The following is a 21,171-nucleotide window of genomic DNA, read 5'->3' as shown; positions in this document are numbered from 1 at the left end:
TATCACTAAAATTAAAAAGAACTAACTTTAAATAAACGTCATATGGAAACTCCCAATCAATATCAGCAGTTCGAAGACTTAGAAATAGAGCAATTACCAATTGCTAAAAATAAACTACATAATTGGACGCATTTTGCCGGTTTGTATGCTGCAGAACATGTTGCCGCCACAGAATTTGTAATTGGTGCAACGTTTGTTGCCTTAGGCGCAACTACAAAAGATATTATTTTAGGATTATTGATTGGTAATATATTAGCTGTTTTAAGTTGGACGTTAATTACATCTCCAATTGCTGTAGATACTAGATTGAGTTTGTATACCTATCTTAATAAAATAGCTGGAGACTCTATGACAAAGCTCTATAATTGGGCAAATGTTGTTATTTTTACAGTCATTTCTGCGGCAATGATAACCGTATCTTCTACAGCAGTTCGGTTTGCTTTTGATATTCCGGCACAACTAGATTGGTATCCAACAAATCTTTGGTTTGTTTTAATAGTTTTACTCGTTGGTATTGTTGTGGTTGCAATTGCTATATATGGTTTTACAGCGGTTTCTAAATTCTCGGCAATTTGTGCGCCTTGGTTATTTGTGATGTTTATTAGTGGTGCATTTATACTTTTACCAGCACTTTCTTTAGATGTTTTAGGTGAAACATTGCCAAATGGATGGACGGAACTTATAAATTTAGGAGATCAATCTATTTGGACGGGACTTAATAGTGATGGAGAACCAGGAATCGGATTACTTGAAGTTATCGGTTTTGCTTGGGCAGCGAATTCAATTACCCACTTTGGTCTTATTGATATGGCTTTATTTCGTTTTGCTAAAAAGAAATCTTACGGATTAACAACAAGTACAGGAATGATGTTTGGTCATTTTGTTGCTTGGATCTCTGCAGGAATAATGGGAGCTGGTGCAGCTGTTATTATTGGTAAATCTATCGTAGAATTAGATCCGGGAGATGTTGCTTATTACGCTTTGGGTTGGTCTGGTTTTGTAATTGTTATTGTTGCTGGTTGGACGACTGCTGTTGCCAATCTTTATAGAGCTGGTTTGGCTGCACAAGCTATTTTCACTAAAAATTCTAGAAAAAAGACAACTATAGTTGTTGGTTTAGTAACTATGGTAGTCGCTTGTTTTCCGTTTGTGTTTTCTCAAATGCTTCCGTTATTAACGTATGCAGGTTTATTAGTTGTACCAGTTGGTAGTATTGTTTTTGCAGAGCATCAAATTTTCCCTAAAATAGGGTATACGCGTTATTGGTCTCATTATCGTAATTTAACCTTTAGTACTCCTGCCATTGCTTCTTGGGCATTAGGATTGTTGTTTGGTTTTGGTTTAAATATTTTAAATGTAATGTCTTTTTACTATTTATTTATACCAACTTGGATTTTTACAATACTTATTTATACTTTTTTAGCAGGACGTTATGGAGCAAAAGATAAATATCCAGAAGAAGAAGAAAAAGAGAGCGTAAGAAATACGCACATAGATGAATTTCAAGAAATAAAGGCACAAAAAGAAGTAGTACTTATAGTAGATACATCATTATTTACAAAGGTATTAAAAGGTATCTCATTACTTTCATTAGCAATAACCCTTGTGTTGGCCTGTATTGTGTTATTTGGTAGTGAAACAGAAAAAGTATATATAGCAAATAGAGAACTATTTTACACCTATGCATTTGTATGTACTGTAGTCTATTTTGTAACATCAATTTGGGCACTTAAAAGAGGTAATTCTTTAAATAAATAATAAAATCATGGAAAATATAATTAAATTAAATCAAAAGAATTTAGCAGAAATTAGTACTAAAATAACTTCTCCTACTTATAATAGAAGCGAAATTAAAACAGGTATTGTACATGTTGGTATTGGTGGTTTTCATAGATCACATGAAGCATTTTATACGGACTTATTATTAAAAGATGGTGCTCAGAAAGATTGGGGTATTTGTGGTGTTGCTTTGTTAGATTTTGATACTAAAATTTATAACATACTAAAAGAGCAAGACGGTTTATATACGTTGATTATAAAAGAATTAGATGGTTCGTTAACAAAACAAATTATCGGTTCTATGGTAGAAGTTTTATATGCACCAGAAAGTCCAATAAAAGTTATTGAAAAAATGGCGAGTGAAGATGTAAAAATCATCAGTTTAACCATTACAGAAGGAGGTTATAACTATAATGAAGCAACAGGAGAATTCAATTTTGAGAATCCTTTAATTCAGCACGATTTAGAAACTCCGAATGCTCCTAAAACTATTTTCGGATATTTAACGCAAGCGTTGAAATTAAGAAAAGAAAATGGTTTAAAAGGTGTTACTATTCAATCTTGTGATAATATACAAGGAAACGGGCACATGACAGAAAAAATGTTGTTAAGCTATGTAAAAGTAGCAGCACCAACTTTAGTATCTTGGATTGATGAAAATGTATCGTTTCCGAATGCAATGGTAGATAGAATTACACCAGCAACATCTGCATTAGATATCGAAAAATTAAAAGAAACTTCTGGTATTGATGATGGTTGGCCAGTAGTTTGTGAGCCTTTTAAACAATGGGTTATTGAAGACGATTTTGCAGCTGGAAGACCTGCTTGGGAAAACGTTGGCGCTCAGTTTGTAAAAGATGTGATACCGTATGAAAAAATGAAGTTAAGTTTACTAAATGCAGGTCATTCTGTATTAGGAATCTTAGGTGCATTATATGGTTATTCTACTATTGATGAAGCTGCAAATGATGCAGATATCAGTTCTTTTTTAAGAATATATATGGGGAATGAAGTTACACCAACTTTAGGAGATTTAGAAGGTGTGAATTTAAAAAATTATAAATTTTCATTAATCCAAAGATTCGGAAACACCTATATAAAAGATCAAATTGAAAGAATCTGTTCTGAGAGTTCTGCTAAAATTCCAATTTTTATTTTACCTACAGTTTATAATCAGTTAGAAAATAATAGAACTGTAAATCATGCTGCTTTTATCATTGCTGCTTTTGCTATTTATAGTGTTGGCGTAAATGAAAATGGGTCTCAATTAATAATTAAAGATGCTATGGAAGCTGTTTTAACTGAGAAAGCAATTTTATCAAGAAATAATCCAGCAGTTTTTTTAGAAATAGAATCTATTTTTGGGCAACTTAAAGACACTAAAACCTTTTTGGACGCTTATACAGATGCGTATCAGAATATTGTTAAAAACGGTATAGAGAAGTCTGTGAAAGATATTAATAGTACTATTTTAAATGAAATTTAGATGGCAAATATTACATGTTTTGGCGAAGTGCTTTGGGATGTGTTTCCAACGCATAAAAAAATAGGAGGAGCTCCTTTAAACGTTGCAGTAAGATTACAGTCTTTAGAAAATAATGTATATATAATCACTAAGGTTGGTGAAGATGATAATGGTCAAAAAATTAAGGATTTTATTAAAGAGAATAACGTTAATAAAGTAACGTTACAAATAGATGAAGAACTAAAAACAGGAAAAGTAAAAGTTTTATTAGATGACAATGGTTGTGCTTCTTATGATATTATGTTTCCAAGAGCTTGGGATCAAATAGAATTAACAGAAAGTGCAAAGAAAATAGTAAAAGTTTCAGACGCTTTTGTTTATGGTAGTTTAGTGGCTAGAAATGAAGTGTCTAGAAATACATTATATGAACTTTTAAAAATAGCAAAATATAAAATTTTTGATGTAAATCTTAGGGCACCTTATTATAACATAGAGCGTTTAAGTTACTTGATGAATGAGGCTAGTTTTATTAAATTTAATGATGATGAAATTATTGAAATTTCAAAGGCATTAAATTTTAATTCAACTTCTTTAGAAGAGAACATTCAATTTATAGCAGAAACTACAAGTACAAAATCTATTTGTGTTACTAAAGGTGGGGCAGGAGCAATAGTTTATTATAATAATGTATTCTATTATAATGAAGGTTATAAAGTACAAGTTGTAGACACTGTTGGAGCAGGAGATTCTTTTTTAGCTTCTTTAATTAATAAACTATTAAAAGGTGTTGCGCCACAAGAAGCATTAGATTTTGCTTGTGCTGTAGGTGCAATAGTTGCAAATAGTGAAGGTGCAAATCCTGAAATTAAAGAAAGCGATATTCTAGATTTTATGAAGCAAAAGACTCTGTAAAAATAAAATGCTTTATATATGAAAAGAAGTTGTCTAAAAAGAGTTAAATCTTGTCATACTGAACTTGTTTCAGTATCTCAACTTACTGAAATCCAAAACTCATAAGAATCTGAAATAAATTCAGATTGACAAAAAAACTACTTTTTAGACAATCTCTTTTTTTGTTTATGAATACAAAATTAAGAATACACCCAACATAATTCCGAATAAAGGAACCAACTTTTTACGTTTATTTTGTTCCTTAAAAATAAGTCCTCCAACTACAACGGCAATTATAATCTGACTCCTTTTTATAGCCGATAATAGCATAATTAAAGCATCAGGATCTTGTAGAGCTTTAAAATAAAAATAATCTGCTGTTTGTAATAAAACACCTACTGCTGGTATAGACCATCGCCATTTAAAGGCTTTTCTTTTATCAGCATAAGGAAACCAAGTGATCGATAAAATAATAAACAAAATAAGAATGGTGTAAAAGCAAAACCAAAATTGTAATGTTTGTGGGTTTAATGTTAAAGTCTGAATTAAAAACTTATCATACAAACCACTAGAAGCACCTAAAAAGGTTGCACCAATAATGGCAAAAATCCATTTATTTCTTTTAAAGTTGATACCCTCTTTTTTTCCTATTTTAGAATACAATAAGACCGATAGTATAATAAGGAAGAAACCAATCCATTGCAATGAGTTTGGTTTTTCATCATAAATTAAAATAGCACCTATAAAGGTAAAAAAAGGTCCTGCAGATCTTATGGGAGTAACAATTGTTATTGGTAAATGTTTTAATGCTTGGTAAGCCAAAACCCAAGAGGCAGCCATAATCATCGATTTTATAAAAATAAACCCATGTGTACTCCATGGAATACTATTGATATAAAAGCCTATTTTTTCCATGTAACCAGGGTTCCAAACAGAACCTAAATAGAAAGGAAGTATCAATAAAAAACCAGCAGAAATTGTTCCTAATAAAACAGGAAATACTTCATTGCCTTGTACGGCATGTTTTTTACATAAATTGTGTAATCCTAAAAATAAAGCCGCTAAAAGTCCTAAGTACATCCACATAATGCGCGCGAAGATACTAGAATGAAAAAAATACGAGACTTTTAATCGTTGTTATTTTATTTAAAAGACAGAAAATGTATTTAATTAGTTGATATATATTATTTTAATTAAGGTTATAAAAATGATGCCTTTTAATTTATTTTATTAATAATACCTTTTATTTCTCTTTTAGAATAAATAGTGTTACCTTTTGTAGGTGTTTAAAGGAAACATATAAAAAAGTAATTTATCTTTTTAATGTAGCTTTTAATCATTTTTATAATTCATTTAATTTTTTTGACTAAAAATAGGAGAGGAATTAAATTTTAAAAATTATTTAATTAAAAATATGATAATGAATTTTTACGATTACTGTAATTAATTAAACGAAATAAAATTATTATTACAATAACCACAACATATTTTAAAAATGATTGCTTTTTTCATAAAAGTAATTTATATTTACTAAAAAATTATAAGATTTGAAAGAAACTACAACATTACCGCTATTTTCAACTTACGAATTAGATTCCAGATTTTATGATGAGCTTTTTAAGAAAAATAATGAAATAAGAGAGGTTTATAAAACCTTATATAATTTGTTTGGTTCTTATTCTGTTACAGAGTTTGATCGTTTAAATAAGCAAGCAAAAGATTCTTTTTTTAATCTAGGAATTACATTTCAGGTATATGGAGATAAGGAGGTAAAAGAGAAAATTTTCCCTTTTGATTTATTTCCAAGAATTATTAATAATGAAGAATGGACTACCATAGAAAAAGGAGTTTTACAGAGAAGTAAAGCTTTAAATCTTTTCCTTTGGGATGTTTATCATGATCAAAAAATTATAAAACAAGGTATTGTACCGGAAGATTTAATAAAGTCATCTGCCAATTTTTTACCAGAAATGATAGGTTTAGATCCTCCTGGAGGCATTTATAATCATATTTCGGGTACAGATTTAATAAAACATTCAGATGGTAAATATTATGTTCTAGAAGATAATATTAGATGTCCTTCTGGTGTTAGTTATGTTATTGGGAATAGAAATGCTGTAAAACATGCATTGTTTGGTGTTTTTAATCAATATAACGCACATACGGTTGTAGATTATGGTTCTAAGTTATTAGATACTATGGAATCTGTAAAACCAAACGGAGTAGATGCTCCTGTTTGTGTTATTATTACACCTGGCGTTTATAATTCTGCTTATTACGAGCATTCATTTCTTGCAAAACAAATGGGAGTTGTTTTAGTAGAAGGAAGAGATTTATTTGTAGAAAATGGTTTTGTGTATATGAGAACTATTTATGGACCAGAAAAAGTAGATGTTATTTACAGAAGAGTAGATGATTTATTTATAGATCCTTTAGTCTTTAAAAAAGATTCTATGTTGGGCGTTCCTGGTTTATTTTCTGTGTATCAAAAAGGAAATGTTACTTTAGTAAATGCTCCTGGTACAGGTGTTGCAGATGATAAAGCGGTGTATACCTATATGCCAGAAATTATTAAATATTATTTAGATGAAGAACCAATTCTAAATAACGTACATACCTACCATTGTAGTAGAAAAGATGAGTTAAAATATGTGTTAGAAAACATTGATAAATTGGTTGTAAAACCTGTAGATGAATCTGGTGGATATGGAATCTCTATTGGAAGTAAACTAACAAAAGAAGAAATAGAAACTGTTAAGAAAACAATTTTAGCAGCACCTAGAAAATACATTGCTCAGCCTATAATGTCATTATCTACACACCCAACGTATATAGATGAAAATGAGTCTTTCGAATCTAGACACGTAGATTTAAGAACGTTTACTTTATTAGGAAAAGATACCGATTTTGTATTAAAAGGAGGTTTGTCTAGAGTTGCGCTTAAAAAAGGAAATTTAATAGTAAATTCATCTCAAGGTGGAGGCTCAAAAGACACTTGGGTTTTAAAAAAATAAAGAAATATGTTAGCAAGAGTAGCCAATAACCTTTTTTGGATGGGAAGATATATTGAACGTTCAGAGCACTTGGCAAGGTTTTTAAACGTCAATTACTTTTCTTCTTTAGATGCACCAGATGAATTATCTCAATCTAGACAATTTGTATTAAGATCTGTAATGTACATGTCTGCAAACGAAATTATAGATGCAGATATTACATTAGAAGAAGAAGCTGTTTTATTTAATGTTGGTCTAAATTTAGAGCAACCGTATTCTATTGTAAATACCTTTATTAATGCGCATGAAAATGCAAGAAGCTCTAGAGATTTAATTTCTACAGAATTATTTGAATGTATCAATAGAATTAATCATAGTTATAAAGGATATCCTATAGAGAAATTTGTAAAAAGTGGTTTGTACGAGTTTACTTCTATGGTAACACAATCTGCTTCAGAAGTAAGAAGTAAAATTAAAAGTACACTTTTACATGATGAAGTATACGCCATTATTATGCTTGGTGTTTATTTAGAAAGAGCCATACAAGTATCTAGAATTATTAATTCTAAATTAAGTGATGTCGCGGCAGCTAAAGAAATCTATGGAGATGCTATAGATAGCAGTTATCAATGGTCAACGCTTTTAAAATGCGTATCTACACATGATATGATGCGTAGTTTCTATAAAAAAACACCTTCTAGAAAAACTACATTAGAGTTTATTATTTTAAACGGAAAATGCCCAAGATCTATAAAAAGTTGTTTGTATCAAATTTACAAATACATCTGTATTATTTCTAAAAACAGACAAATAAAAGATGATTCTGCGGCTTTTTTAATTGGTAAAATGAAGGCTGAATTTGAGTATAAACTCATTACGGATATTGAAGATAATATAGAAGAATTTATTGCAGATTTAATTGAGCATTTAGTTTTAATTGCAGATAAACTAGAAGAGAATTACTTTAATATTTCAGATGCTATAATTAAACCAGATGTTAAAGTGGCTCCTGAAGTAAAAAAACAAACTCAAAAGCAATAAATCTCACAAAAGAAATAATTGTCTATTTAAGTGAATAATTTAAAACAATAAACCTCAAAGTTTTTACAAGCTTTGAGGTTTATTATTTAGTTTTATTTTTTTTAAAGTTTAAGACTGACTCTGGCTTTGACTTTGATGATTTTTGGCAGGTCTTAAATCTACAGCTACATCCATTTTACTTTTACCAGTACTATAAATAACTCCTTTTAATGGCGGAACATCATAATAATCTCTACCGTGAGCAACAACTATATGTTGGTTTTTTGGTATTTGGTTGTTGGTTGGGTCAAAATCTATCCAACCTAGGGTTGGGATAAATACAGAAAACCATGCATGAGAAGCATCAGTACCAATCAGTTTTTCTTTTCCTTCTGGTGGCAGTGTTTCTATGTAGCCACTAACATATCTGGCAGGTAATCCCATAGACCTAACACAAGCAATAGCTATTTGAGCAAAATCTTGACAAACACCTTTTTTCTCTTTCATTACTACTTTTAATGGCGTTGCAATGTTTGTAAAGCCAGAAACAAAATCGAAATCTGTAAAAATTCGTTGCATTAACTCGTAAGAAGCTTCATACAAAGATCTTTCTGGTTTAAAAGAAACCAATGCATATTCTTTAATTACAGCACTCATATCCGAAATTAAAGGAGATCCTAAAACAAATTGTCTCGCTTCAATAATGTCTGGTTGTGTTCCTTTTAATAATTTAAGCGCTTCTTCTATAGTAACTTTTTTTCCTTCAGTTAAATTTTGTCCTTCTATTTGTATATCATAATCTCTAGAAACTTTACTACGTGCAATAACAACTAGTTCTTCATGACTTTGCTGAATAGAAAAACGAGTAACCGTATTTCCAAAAAAATCGAGTCTTTCTGAAATATCAGTAGGTTCTGGACTAATTTCTAACGCATACTCTAAAACAGTTTGTCCTTTAAAACTTTTAGGCTTTAAAGTGGTTATATTATGACAAAAGGAAGCACCGTTTTCATAACTATATTTTGTTTTGTGCCAAAGATCAAAAATCATATTAATTAGAAATTTTTCTATCTACCAACTGTTTTTGTTGCTGAGAGTGGTTAAAGTAAGTGTCTGAAACAGATAAAGATGTTAAGTGTAATAAATCACTTAAATCAGACAGTAAGTTGTCTAACTTTTTACGCATATTAGATGCTTCATCAATTTCTAGAATTTCTTCTAGCGATAAACTTTCAATTTTTTGAATTACCGTATTAATGTTTTTTTGACAAATAGTCATTTCTACAGATGTACTTGTATTCGGTAACTTATCAATATCTTTCTTAATCCTTTTTACTTGATACATTAAAGATCTAGAATATTCTTTATCTAAAAGTAATAACTTTAAGACGTTTTCTATACTTAGATAAGACTTGTAACTGTATCTATAAATGTTTAAACTTTCGTGACTATTTAAAAGTGATTCTAAAACTTCATACTCTAATTCCTCATTATAATTTACAATAATTAAAGACCTAAATTTCTCTATAGTCATAGATGCTTGTTCTATTTGCAAACCAATAAAGTAGAGTAGAAGTCCTTGTCTTACTAATATACTTTCTTCTGACAAAGCCATAAAAGCAATCAATCTTGTAATTATTTTATCAAAGAACTTAGATAAAGTAGAAATAGTGTAAACCTTTTCTTCTTTAAGTTTTGTAAGTTGTTTCTGAATTCCATCAAAAACACGCCACATATCTTTAGACCATAGGTTTCTAAGAGAATAATAAGAGTTGTTAAAACTCTGCATAGATTGCGCAAAACCTCCAATTCTTTGGTTATCTAAAGTAAGCGACTTTAATTCTTTAAGAGGATTCTTTAATGCTTCTTCTTCATTTTCTCCTGTAAAACCAGGAAACGTAGAAGTAATGTTTGTAATAGATTGAAATAATATTTTTAAACTTTCAGATTCAGATTTTCTTTCATCATTATATTGTACATGCGTCATTTGGTTTAAAACCATACGTAAATACCTTGCTGTAAATAAAGTTCGACCCAAATATCTACCAGACCAATATAGGTTTTCGGCAGTATTACTAGGTACGTCATTAATACTTTCTGCCTGATTGGAAACGCTCTTATTCCAAGAATAGTTTTGTAAGTAATTTTGTTTTTTATCACTAACAATCCAAAAATCTTTACTAGTTCCTCCTCGCTGATTAGATACAAAAAGCTCTTCACGTTCTGTGGCAACTCTAACTAAACCACCAGGCATAACGCTATAACTATCTTGTTTTGCTATAGAAAAAGTCCTACACACAATTTTACGAGGTTCTAATTTATCATCAATAAAATTAGGAGCTGTAGAAAAAGATATTTTTTCTTGTGCTACAAATCTATTTGGGTTTTCTAAAATTTCAGCTTTTAGTTCCTTTAATTCTTCTTTGCTTAAAAACTCACAGAAATAGATATGTTCTCTATGCGATCTGTCTATTCTTTTTACTACATAAGAAGGTAAATCTTCTAAAACATGTTTTCTTTCTTTTTCTTGTCCGCACCACCAAGAAGCAATTTGAGGTAGAATTAACTTTTCTTTCAAGAAAAATTTGCAAATATTCTCCATAAACGGAATTAAAGCAGGGTTTTCTAAAACACCACTTCCAATAGGATTTACAATGGCAACATTTTGTAAACGTACAACCTCTAATAAACCAGCAACTCCTAAATAAGAATCTTCTCTTAATTCTAAAGGATCCATAAAACTGTCATCTACACGTCGTAAAATAACATCTACTTGCTTTAAACCTTTTAACGATTTTAACCAAACTTTACCATGTCTTACCACTAAATCATTTCCTTTTACCAAAGGATGACCTAAAAATGAAGATAAATAGGAATGTTCAAAATACGTTTCATTATGTGGCCCAGGTGTTAAAATAACCACCATTGGGTTCTCTTTATTAGACGGAGCTACGTTAAGCAATAATTTATTAAAATCATTAAAAAAGGTAGAGGGTTGTCTAACGTTTACATCCTTATATATTTCAGGAATAATTTTAGTGGTAGAAAATCTATTTTCTAAAGCATATCCCATTCCAGAAGGTGCTTGTGTTCTGTCATTTACAACCCACATACGTCCGTCTGGACCTCTCGCTAAATCTACTGCATGTACCAGTAATTGTTTAGGTGTTTTATATTCAATTTGATCACAAGAACGTAAAAAACCACGATGTGCGTAAATTACTTCTGGCGGAATAATTCCGTTTTTAAGTAATTCACGTTTTCCGTATAAATCTTTTAAAATTAGGTTTAATATTTCAGATCTTTGTTGAATTCCTCTTTCAACTTCACTCCATTCACTTTGATGAATTATAAACGGAACTACGTTTAAATTCCAGGGTCTATTTAACCCTTTAGGATCGTTATAAACATTATAGGTAACACCATTTTCTGCCAATAGCCAGTCTATATCAGCTTGTTTAGAAGCTAATTTTTTGGGTCCAATTTTTTGTAAATTGTCTAATAAAACTTTCCAATCAGATGTCTCTTCCATTTTAGAAATTAATAGTTCATCATATTTACTTTTATTTAAAAAATAATCGTGTAAGATTGTCTTTTCAATTTTACTTTCTTCTATCGTCATATTTCATGCTGCCTAAAAAAAATCCTTACTTTTTTCTTAAATCTAGGGTGTAAGGAAATTCAAAATTAACAGGTAATTCTTTAAACTTAAATCGCTTAGAACTACTGTTGGTTTCTACACTTCTACTAGTGCTTTCTGTATTTGGGTTGATACTTTCCACAGGATCAATTTCACCTTGTGTATGTCCAAACTCCCAGAAACGATTAATTCGTCTCGATTCTGCTTCATAACTATTTACTGGATATTCATCATAAGATCTTCCTCCTGGATGCGCAACAAAATAAGTACAACCTCCAATAGAACGTTTATTCCAAGTATCTACAATATCAAAAACAAGTGGAGTATCTACCGGAATTGTTGGGTGTAAAGCAGAAAACGGATCCCAAGCTTTATAACGAACACCTGCTACATATTCTCCATGAACACCTGTTTTATTTAATTGTACCTTAACGCCGTTACAACTTAATGCAAAACGGTCTTCGTTAAAATTAGAAACTTTTACTTGTAATCTTTCCAATGAAGAATCTACATATCTTGCAGTTCCTCCACCAGTCATTTCTTCACCTAAAACATTCCAAGGTTCTATACCTGCTCTTAATTCTAAATGAATATTATTAATGTCTACCATCCCATGTAATGGGAATCTAAATTCGAAAAATGGATCGAACCAATCTTCTTTAAATTCGTAACCTGCTTTATTTAATTGGTCAACAATATCTTTAATGTCTTCTCTTACGTAATGTTCTATTAAAAATTTATCATGTAATTCTGTTCCCCAACGAACTAAATTATGTTCGTAAGGTTTTTTCCAGAACCAAGCAACCAAAGTTCTAACGAGTAGCATTTGTACCAAACTCATTTTTGGGTGCGGTGGCATATCAAATCCACGTAATTCTAAAATACCTAATCTTCCTGTAGAAGAATCTGGAGAGTATAATTTATCAATACAAAACTCTGCTCTGTGCGTGTTTCCTGTTAAATCGGTTAATAAATGTCTAAACAATCTATCTGTTAACCAAAAAGGAACTTCGCCATCTTTCGGAATTTGATTAAAAGCAATTTCTAATTCGTATAAGTTGTCTAAACGAGCTTCATCTACTCTTGGCGCCTGACTTGTTGGTCCCACAAAAGAACCAGAAAATAAGTACGTTAAACCTGGGTGATGTTGCCAGAATGTTAATAAACTACGTAACAAACTTGGTTTACGTAATAAAGGACTATCTGCAGGACTTGTACCTCCTAAAGTTACATGGTTTCCACCACCAGTTCCGGTGTGTTTACCATCTAACATAAACTTTTCTGTACCTAATCTTGCTTTTTTAGCTTCATCATAAAAAGTAAATGTGTTTTTACACAAATCTTGCCAGTTGGTAACCGGATGTACATTCACCTCAATAACAGCAGGATCTGGTGTTATTTTAAGAGACTCTAATCTGTTATCTTTTGGCGGTTCATAACCTTCCATAATAACAGGTACATTTAATTCTCTTGCGGTAAGTTCTATGGCAGCAATTAAATCTAAAAACATTTCTGCCGTTTCTAAAGGCGGTAAAAATAAATATAATTTACCTTCTCTAATTTCGGCACAAAGTGCAGTACGTACAAAATAGTTAGGTTGATTTAATTCTAAACCATAATCTAAAAATTCTTGATACCTTTTCTTTACAATATTTTTAAAACTAGGTAAGCGTTTCTTTTTAGAAAACAAATCTGGTTCATAAATAGGAAAAACCTCATGTTCTGGTTTTTCCATTAATGAATCTAAAGGCAATCTTAATCCCATAGGAGAATTCCCTGGAGTTAAAAAGATATGCTGTCTTCTAAAAGTCCAAGCACTTGTAAACCATTTATCTTCTGTTTTATTTAAAGGCAGTAAATGACCAACAGGTGTAGATGCGCCTTTTTCATAAATTTCATGTAATTTTTTACGTGCTAAAGAACCGTCTTTATCCTTTGCAGGATCTATATCTATCGGTAAATTTCCTTGTTCCCATAAATGATAAAATGGGTCTTCGTAACTAGGAAGAATATGTTCTGTAGAAACACGTAAATACTTAGAAAGTGTTTCTAAAAATAATTTATCAGAATTTTCTGGAACAATAGGATTATCAGCATAGCTGGATAAAAACTTTTTATTGTACCAAATAGGTCTACCATCTTTACGCCAGCAAATTTCTATTTGCCATCTTGGTAAAGGTTCTCCTGGATACCATTTTCCTTGTGCATGATGTAAAACAGCTCCGTTACCAAATTTATCATACAAACCTTTGGTTAAATCGCCTGCTAGTTTTCTTTTATTTGGTCCATCTGCAGCAGTATTCCACTCCGGAGACTCTAAATCATCAATAGAAATAAAGGTAGGTTCGCCACCCATTGTTAAACGAACATCTCCTTTTTCGAGTTGTTTTTCTACTTTATTACCAAGTTTGTAAACAGCGTCCCATTGTTCTTCTGTATACGGTTTTGTAACTCTTGGAGATTCTAAAATTCTAGTTACTTTGTTTTCAAAAAAGAATTCAGTTTCACATTTATCTGTCATTCCAGAAACGGGTGCGGCACTTTCAAAAGAAGGTGTACAGGCTAACGGAATATGACCTTCACTTGCTAAAAGACCAGAAGTGGCATCGAAACCAATCCAACCAGCACCTGGTAAATAAACTTCTGCCCAAGCATGTAAGTCTGTAAAATCTTCTTCAGGTCCAGAAGGACCGTCTAATGATTTTTCGTCTGATTTTAATTGTACTAAATAACCAGAAACAAAACGTGCTCCAAACCCTAAGTGACGTAAAGTCTGTACAAATAACCAGGCATAATCTCTACAAGAACCGTTTTTCTGCCCCAAAGTTTCTTCACAACTTTGAACACCCGGATCCATTCTAATATTATAATTTAAAAACTCATAAATTTTCTGATTGATATCAATTAGAAAATAAATGGTTTTTCTTGGCGTATAATCTAATGTTTTTATAAACTCTTCTAAAAGCTTCCCCTTATCTGTAATTTCTAAATAAGGTTGTAATTCTTTTTTTACAGTTTCTGTATACACAAAAGGATATTCTTCTGCATACTCTTCAATAAAGAAATCAAAAGGATTGATCGTTTTTAAATCGGCTATAATCTCAACATCAATAGACATTTCATCTGTTTTCTCAGGAAAAACCAAACGCGCTACATAATTTCCAAAAGGATCTTGTTGCCAGTTAAAGAATTGCTCTTCTGGCGTAATTTTAATAGAATAAGATTCTATAGGTGTTCTGGAGTGAGGTGCTGGTCTTAGCCTAAAAATATGAGGAGATAATGATACTTTTCTATCATATTTATAAGTTGTCTTGTGTGATATTACGATTTTTAATGCCATGTATACATTTATGTTATGAGTGCAAATTACTTAGTTAACCTTACTTAACCTTTCAAACTAAAGCGAAAAAAAACGCCGGCAAATTTAGGTATTTATTATTCTAAATACCTTGAAATTTACAATAAAAAAGAGATTCAAAAAAGCATTATAGCTTCATAATAAATCAATTTTTAAGATCGTTTTAGAATACTTTTATTTTTTATAAATTTAGTAATAAAACAACAGAATATCCTTATTAATACATCTATATTATTGCTTTTTATTAGCGTTGTAATAATTTTTGCATAAATAAAATATTAAAATGATAATTTGTTAATTTAAGGACAGTATCTGCCTACTTTCTTAAAAGATATAATTTAAAATTAGAAAATAAACAAAAACACTATTTTTTTCAATTCCTTAATTTAACTTAAAATAAGTTGTAATAATCTATGAATATGACAACTATCATATTATAAAATATAGATGTATGCTAAATTTGATGAAATTAAAACATCAAAATTATGAATATTTCACATATAGAGCATTTAGGTATTGCTGTTAATAATTTAGAAGAATCCATAAAATATTACGAAGAAGTTTTAGGTTTAAAATGTTATTCTATAGAAGAGGTTGTCGATCAGAAAGTGAAGACAGCCTTTTTTTTGGTAGGTAACACAAAAATAGAATTATTAGAGAGTACTTCTCCGGATGGTCCAATTGGTAAATTTATAGAGAAAAAAGGACCAGGTATTCATCATATAGCCTTTGCGGTACCAAATGCAACAGAAGCATTAAAAACTGCAGAACAACGTGGCGTTAAACTTATTGATAAAGTCTCAAGAAAAGGAGCAGAAGGACTAAACATTGGCTTTCTTCATCCAAAATCTACCTTGGGCGTACTTACAGAACTTTGTTCTAAAGAATAATTTTAAAAGAAAATACTTATATAAAAATGGCAAATCAAGATAAAATTAACGAACTCATTGAAAAAAGAGCGGAAGCTAAAATGGGTGGTGGAGAAAAACGTATCGATTCTCAGCATGCTAAAGGTAAATTAACTGCACGTGAACGTATAGATATTCTTTTAGACGATGATAGTTTTGAAGAGTTTGATATGTTTGTAACACACAGAACAAAATCTTTTGGATTGGATAAACAAATTTATCTTTCTGATGGTGTTGTTACCGGACATGGTACAATAGACGGAAGAATTGTATATGTATTTGCACAAGATTTTACGGTATTCGGTGGTTCTTTATCTGAAACCTATGCTTTAAAAATATGCAAGGTAATGGATATGGCAATGAAAATTGGTGTACCAGTAATTGGTTTAAATGATTCTGGTGGAGCGCGTATTCAAGAAGGAGTTAGATCTTTAGCGGGTTATGCAGAGATTTTTCAAAGAAATATTATGGCTTCTGGGGTAATTCCTCAAATTTCTTCAATTTTAGGTCCTTGTGCTGGTGGTGCTGTGTATTCACCGGCGTTAACAGACTTTACAATTATGACCGAAAATACAAGTTATATGTTTGTTACAGGCCCTAAAGTGGTAAAAACCGTTACTGGAGAGGTTGTAACGGCAGAAGAATTAGGTGGCGCTAAAATTCATTCTACTAGATCTGGAGTCTCTCATTTTTTAGCTGCAAATGATGAAGAAAATTTATTATTAGTGCGTAAGTTATTAAGTTACTTGCCTTCAAATAATTTAGAAGAAGCACCCATTTTACCTTGTAACGATCCTATTGATCGTTTAGAAGATGCTTTAAATGAGATTATTCCAGAAAACCCAAATCAACCTTATGATATTGTAGATGTAATTTCAATCCTTACAGATAATGGAGAATTTACAGAAGTGCACAGAAATTATGCTAGAAATATCTGTGTCGGTTTTGCTAGATTTAATGGTCGTCCGGTTGGCATTGTTGCCAATCAACCTAAATATTATGCAGGTGTTTTAGACATTGATGCTTCAAGAAAAGCAGCACGATTTGTTCGTTTTTGCGATGCTTTTAATATTCCTATTGTAACCTTAGTTGATGTACCAGGTTTCTTACCAGGAACAGGTCAAGAATACGGCGGAATTATTTTACACGGGGCAAAATTACTATTCGCTTATGGAGAAGCAACTGTACCTAAAGTAACAATTACTTTACGTAAATCTTATGGTGGAGCGCATGATGTAATGAGTTGTAAGCAATTACGAGGTGATGTAAATTATGCGTGGCCAACCGCAGAAATTGCTGTAATGGGAGCTAAAGGAGCTGTAGAAGTTTTAGAAGGATCTAATATTCGAAAAATAGAAGATGCAGATGAAAAACAAGAGTACATTCAGAAAAAAGAGGATGAGTATACTGCCAAGTTTGCAAATCCATACATGGCAGCAAAATACGGATTTATAGACGATGTTATAGAGCCAAGAAACACGCGTTTCAGAATTATTAGAGCATTAGAATTACTTCAAAATAAAAAAGATGTAAATCCTCCAAAAAAACACTCAAACATTCCATTATAATGACAAACATATTTTTAAATACCAGCAATATCAATGAAGGCTACGTTATTTTATTTACAGGGTTATTCATTGTTTTTAGTGCGTTAGTAGTACTAGCACTTTTCTTTAACTATGGATTGCCTGTAATGCTTTATGTGTACAAAATAATTACCAAAGGAAAGGATAAGAAAATCAGTGAAATAAAAGTAAAAGGAGATCATAATTTTACTGGTGAAATTTCTGCGGTTATTGGTGCTGCAGTACATATGTATACAAGTGAACAACACGACCATGAAAGCGCAATTTTAACCATAAAACAAGTTAAAAAAACGTATTCACCATGGAGTTCTAAAATTTACGGAATTCAAAATAGATTATAACAAATGAAAAGCTATAAATTTAAAGTAAACGAAAACGGCTATACCGTTACTATAAAATCTCATGAAGATAATATTATTAACTTAGAAGTTAATGGTACGTCTTATGAAGTAAAAATGCAAGAAGAGGTGAAGAAAACAAAAACACCTACATTAATTAGATCTGCATCTAAACAACCTTCTGCACCATTACAAGTAAATCCAAAATCTGCAAAAACAAGAATTGTTGCACCTATACCAGGAGTTGTACTATCTATTGATGTAAAAGTTGGCGATACACTAAAAGTAGGGGATAGAATGCTTGTTTTAGAAGCTATGAAAATGGAAAATAGTATTGTCTGTGAAAAGGCAGGTACTATTACCGCCATAAAGATTAGTGTAGGGCAACAAGTACTGCATGATGAATTAATGATAGAACTAGAATAAAACACGAAGTATGAAAAAAGTAATTTTAATATTCTGCGTTTTATCTTTATTGATCTTTATTAGACCAGTTTTAGGATTAAGCTCAGATGCTAACCCAGACTCCATAGACAGCGCTACGGTTACTACAACGCAAGTTGATAAAGCACCACAAGAAGTGAGTGTTTTTGAAGGAGCATTTAAAGGAATAAAAACATTTTATAGTTATACCGGGTTTGCAAATTCAACCTCTGGAAACTTAATAATGATTGTAATAGGAATTACATTTATCTACTTAGGTATTAAATTCGATTATGAACCTCTACTACTAATTCCTATTGGTACCGGTGTTATTTTAGGAAATATCCCTTTTGTGGCCGGAAACCAAACAGGTATTTATGAAACCGGATCTGTATTAAACTATCTCTATTTTGGAGTAGTAAAAGGAATTTATCCGCCGCTAATTTTCTTAGGGATAGGAGCAATGACAGACTTTTCCTCTTTAATTGCAAACCCAAAATTAATGCTTTTAGGAGCAGCTGCACAAATTGGTGTATTTGCAACCTTTATGGGAGCTTTATATTTAGGTTTTAACCTTCCAGAAGCAGGTGCAATTGGTATTATTGGTGGAGCAGATGGTCCTACAGCAATTTTCCTTTCATCAAAATTAGCTAATGGTATTAATATATTGCCAGATGGTACCACGGTAAAAAATCTTATTGGCCCTATTGCTATTGCAGCCTATTCTTATATGGCTTTGGTTCCTGTAATTCAACCTCCTTTAATGAGAATGTTAATCTCTAAAGAGGATAGAAAAATTAAAATGAAACCACCAAGAGCTGTTACTCAAAAAGAAAAAATGATTTTTCCTGTAGTAGCTTTAATTTTAACAACGTTTATTTCTCCGAGTGCATTACCATTATTAGGGATGTTATTCTTTGGTAATTTATTAAAAGAATCTGGTAAAACAGAAAGATTAGCAGATACAGCAAGAACGAAGTTAATTGATATTGTAACTATTTTATTAGGTGTTACCGTAGGTGCCTCTACACAAGCAGATATCTTTATTACAAAAGATTCATTATTAATTTTTGGTTTAGGAGCCGTATCATTTGTAATTGCTACTTGTGGAGGTTTACTGTTTGCTAAATTTATGAATAGATTTTTAAAAGAAGGTAATAAAATAAACCCTTTAATTGGTGCAGCAGGAGTTTCAGCGGTTCCAGATAGTGCTCGTGTAGTACATATTGAAGGCTTAAAATCTGACCCAAGTAATTACTTATTAATGCATGCTATGGCGCCAAATGTTGCTGGTGTAATAGGTTCTGCAATTGCTGCAGGTATTATTTTAAGTTTCTTAGGATAAATGATGAAATAGAAGGTTCATTTTAGTATGTAAATGGACAAACAACAATTTTTAAAATTTGATAATATGAAAATACCAAATAAAATGACAGCTGCACAAGCTGTTCAGTTAATCAAATCTAACGATAGAGTTTTAATCCAAGGAGGATCGGCTACACCACAGGCTTTAATAAATGCCATGGTAGCTAGAGCTCCCGAATTAAGAAATGTTGAGCTTGTTCATTTACATACCGAAGGAGCTTGTGGTTATACAGCTCCAGAATTAAGAGAAAGTTTTCATACCAATGCTTTTTTTATTGGAGGAAACATTCGTAAAATGGTAGGAAATACGGTAGATTATATTCCGGTTTTTTTAAGTGAAATACCAAGTTTATTTCGTGAAGGATATATGAAATTAGATGTGGTATTGGTAAATGTATCACCACCAGATAAACATGGTTTTTGTTCTTTAGGAGTTTCGGTAGATATTGTTATTGCTGGTATAGAACAAGGTAAAACCATTATTGCTCAAATTAATCCTCGCATGCCAAGAACTTTTGGCGATGCACAAATACATTTGAAACATTTTGATGCTTGTGTTGAAGTTGAAGAAGAAATCTACGAAATGAAATTTGTAGAACCGTGTGATATTGAAAAATCTATAGGTAGAAATATTGCTGAAATTATAGATGATGGTGCCACACTTCAAATGGGCATTGGAGGAATTCCTAACGCTGTTTTAACATTTTTACATAACCATAAAAATTTAGGTATACATACAGAAATGTTTTCTGAAGGAATTGTCGATTTAGTTGAAAAAGGCATTGTAAATGGATCTAAAAAGAAAACGAATCCGTATAAAATTGTATCAGGTTTCGCAATGGGAACACGTCGTTTATATGATTTTATGGATGATAATCCAGAAATAGAAATGAATGACATTGCCTATGTAAATGATACGTCTATAATCCGTAAAAATCCAAAAGTAACAGCAATAAATTCTGCCATCGAGGTAGATTTAACAGGTCAAATTTGTGCAGATTCTATCGGTCAAAGAATGTTTTCTGGTGTTGGTGGTCAAATGGATTTTATGCGAGGAGCGGCATTATCAAAAGGAGGAAAACCAATTTGTGCAATTACTTCAACTACAAATAAGGGAATTTCTAAAATTACACCAATGTTAAAAGTTGGAGCAGGTGTGGTAACAACTCGTGCGCACGCAAGGTTTGTAGCTACAGAATATGGTATTGCAGAACTATTTGGTAAAAATTTAAAACAACGAGCACAAGCACTAAGAGATATTGCGCACCCAGATCACAGAGAAGAATTAGACAAAGCTATTTTTGAAAGATTTGGAAGTAGTATTAGGGTTAAATAAATATATGGAAAATTCAGTTCTTTAAAGTCTATTTTTAAGGAACTGTAGTTTTTAAATAATTAATAAAAT

15 protein-coding genes are annotated in these 21,171 nt (G+C 31.3%); 11 read left to right on the top strand and 4 right to left on the bottom strand.

What is annotated here, in order from left to right:
• The first annotated feature begins 42 nt into the window (after window positions 1-42).
• Genes KV700_RS03050 through KV700_RS03040 form a run of 3 tightly spaced genes read left to right on the top strand, consistent with a single transcriptional unit; the run spans window position 43 to window position 4,156 of the window.
• Window positions 43-1,758 (top strand): cytosine permease, encoded by a 1,716-nt coding sequence (locus KV700_RS03050; protein WP_166387418.1) that lies wholly within the window; start codon window positions 43-45, stop codon window positions 1,756-1,758.
• Between the two features lie 7 nt (window positions 1,759-1,765).
• Window positions 1,766-3,265, top strand: a complete 1,500-nt coding sequence (locus KV700_RS03045; protein WP_218599105.1) for a mannitol dehydrogenase family protein — start codon at window positions 1,766-1,768, stop codon at window positions 3,263-3,265.
• Entirely contained in the window at window positions 3,266-4,156 is an 891-nt protein-coding gene (locus tag KV700_RS03040) for a carbohydrate kinase (protein WP_218599103.1), read from the top strand.
• A gap of 165 nt (window positions 4,157-4,321) precedes the next feature.
• Here KV700_RS03040 and KV700_RS03035 read toward each other — a convergent pair whose 3' ends face one another.
• The gene (locus KV700_RS03035) at window positions 4,322-5,221 is read right to left on the bottom strand and encodes an EamA family transporter (RefSeq protein ID WP_218599102.1); all 900 of its coding nucleotides are present in this window, start codon (window positions 5,219-5,221) and stop codon (window positions 4,322-4,324) included.
• Between the two features lie 461 nt (window positions 5,222-5,682).
• Here KV700_RS03035 and KV700_RS03030 point away from each other — a divergent pair, with 461 nt between their 5' ends.
• Together KV700_RS03030 and KV700_RS03025 are read left to right on the top strand one after the other, a co-directional pair.
• Window positions 5,683-7,149 carry a circularly permuted type 2 ATP-grasp protein gene (locus KV700_RS03030; protein ID WP_166387410.1) on the top strand — a complete coding sequence of 489 codons (1,467 nt, stop codon included), beginning with the start codon at window positions 5,683-5,685 and terminating at the stop codon, window positions 7,147-7,149.
• Window positions 7,150-7,155: 6 nt separating this feature from the next.
• Window positions 7,156-8,169 (top strand): alpha-E domain-containing protein, encoded by a 1,014-nt coding sequence (locus KV700_RS03025; protein ID WP_218599101.1) that lies wholly within the window; start codon window positions 7,156-7,158, stop codon window positions 8,167-8,169.
• Window positions 8,170-8,277: 108 nt separating this feature from the next.
• Here the strand turns inward: KV700_RS03025 and KV700_RS03020 are convergent, their stop codons facing one another.
• The 3 genes from KV700_RS03020 to KV700_RS03010 are packed head-to-tail and all read right to left on the bottom strand — an operon-like array spanning window position 8,278 to window position 15,128.
• Entirely contained in the window at window positions 8,278-9,198 is a 921-nt protein-coding gene (locus tag KV700_RS03020; RefSeq protein ID WP_166387406.1) for a transglutaminase family protein, read from the bottom strand.
• Between the two features lies 1 nt (window position 9,199).
• A complete protein-coding gene (locus tag KV700_RS03015; protein WP_218599100.1) occupies window positions 9,200-11,770 on the bottom strand; it encodes a circularly permuted type 2 ATP-grasp protein in 2,571 nt (856 codons plus the stop codon).
• 25 nt (window positions 11,771-11,795) lie between these two features.
• Complete coding sequence (locus KV700_RS03010; RefSeq protein ID WP_218599099.1) at window positions 11,796-15,128, bottom strand: DUF2126 domain-containing protein; 3,333 nt, start codon at window positions 15,126-15,128, stop codon at window positions 11,796-11,798.
• A 503-nt stretch (window positions 15,129-15,631) separates the two neighbouring features.
• On the opposite strand from KV700_RS03010, the gene mce reads away from it, so the two are divergent.
• The 6 genes from mce to KV700_RS02980 all read left to right on the top strand — a co-directional run bounded on the left by mce (window position 15,632) and on the right by KV700_RS02980 (window position 21,102).
• Window positions 15,632-16,036 carry a methylmalonyl-CoA epimerase gene (gene mce / locus KV700_RS03005; protein ID WP_218599094.1) on the top strand — a complete coding sequence of 135 codons (405 nt, stop codon included), beginning with the start codon at window positions 15,632-15,634 and terminating at the stop codon, window positions 16,034-16,036.
• A gap of 26 nt (window positions 16,037-16,062) precedes the next feature.
• Complete coding sequence (locus tag KV700_RS03000; RefSeq protein WP_166387398.1) at window positions 16,063-17,622, top strand: acyl-CoA carboxylase subunit beta; 1,560 nt, start codon at window positions 16,063-16,065, stop codon at window positions 17,620-17,622.
• Entirely contained in the window at window positions 17,622-17,981 is a 360-nt protein-coding gene (locus KV700_RS02995; RefSeq protein WP_166387396.1) for an OadG family protein, read from the top strand. Before KV700_RS03000 ends, KV700_RS02995 begins: the two co-directional genes overlap by 1 nt.
• Window positions 17,982-17,984: 3 nt before the next feature.
• The gene (locus KV700_RS02990; protein WP_166387394.1) at window positions 17,985-18,404 is read left to right on the top strand and encodes a biotin/lipoyl-containing protein; all 420 of its coding nucleotides are present in this window, start codon (window positions 17,985-17,987) and stop codon (window positions 18,402-18,404) included.
• Between the two features lie 10 nt (window positions 18,405-18,414).
• Complete coding sequence (locus KV700_RS02985; RefSeq protein WP_166387392.1) at window positions 18,415-19,746, top strand: sodium ion-translocating decarboxylase subunit beta; 1,332 nt, start codon at window positions 18,415-18,417, stop codon at window positions 19,744-19,746.
• 66 nt (window positions 19,747-19,812) lie between these two features.
• The gene (locus tag KV700_RS02980) at window positions 19,813-21,102 is read left to right on the top strand and encodes an acetyl-CoA hydrolase/transferase family protein (protein WP_218599093.1); all 1,290 of its coding nucleotides are present in this window, start codon (window positions 19,813-19,815) and stop codon (window positions 21,100-21,102) included.
• The last annotated feature ends 69 nt before the right edge of the window (window positions 21,103-21,171 follow it).

This window comes from Polaribacter sp. NJDZ03 (genome assembly GCF_019263805.1).
Classification (GTDB): Bacteria; Bacteroidota; Bacteroidia; order Flavobacteriales; family Flavobacteriaceae; genus Polaribacter.
This window is presented reverse-complemented; position numbering and strand designations above follow the sequence as displayed.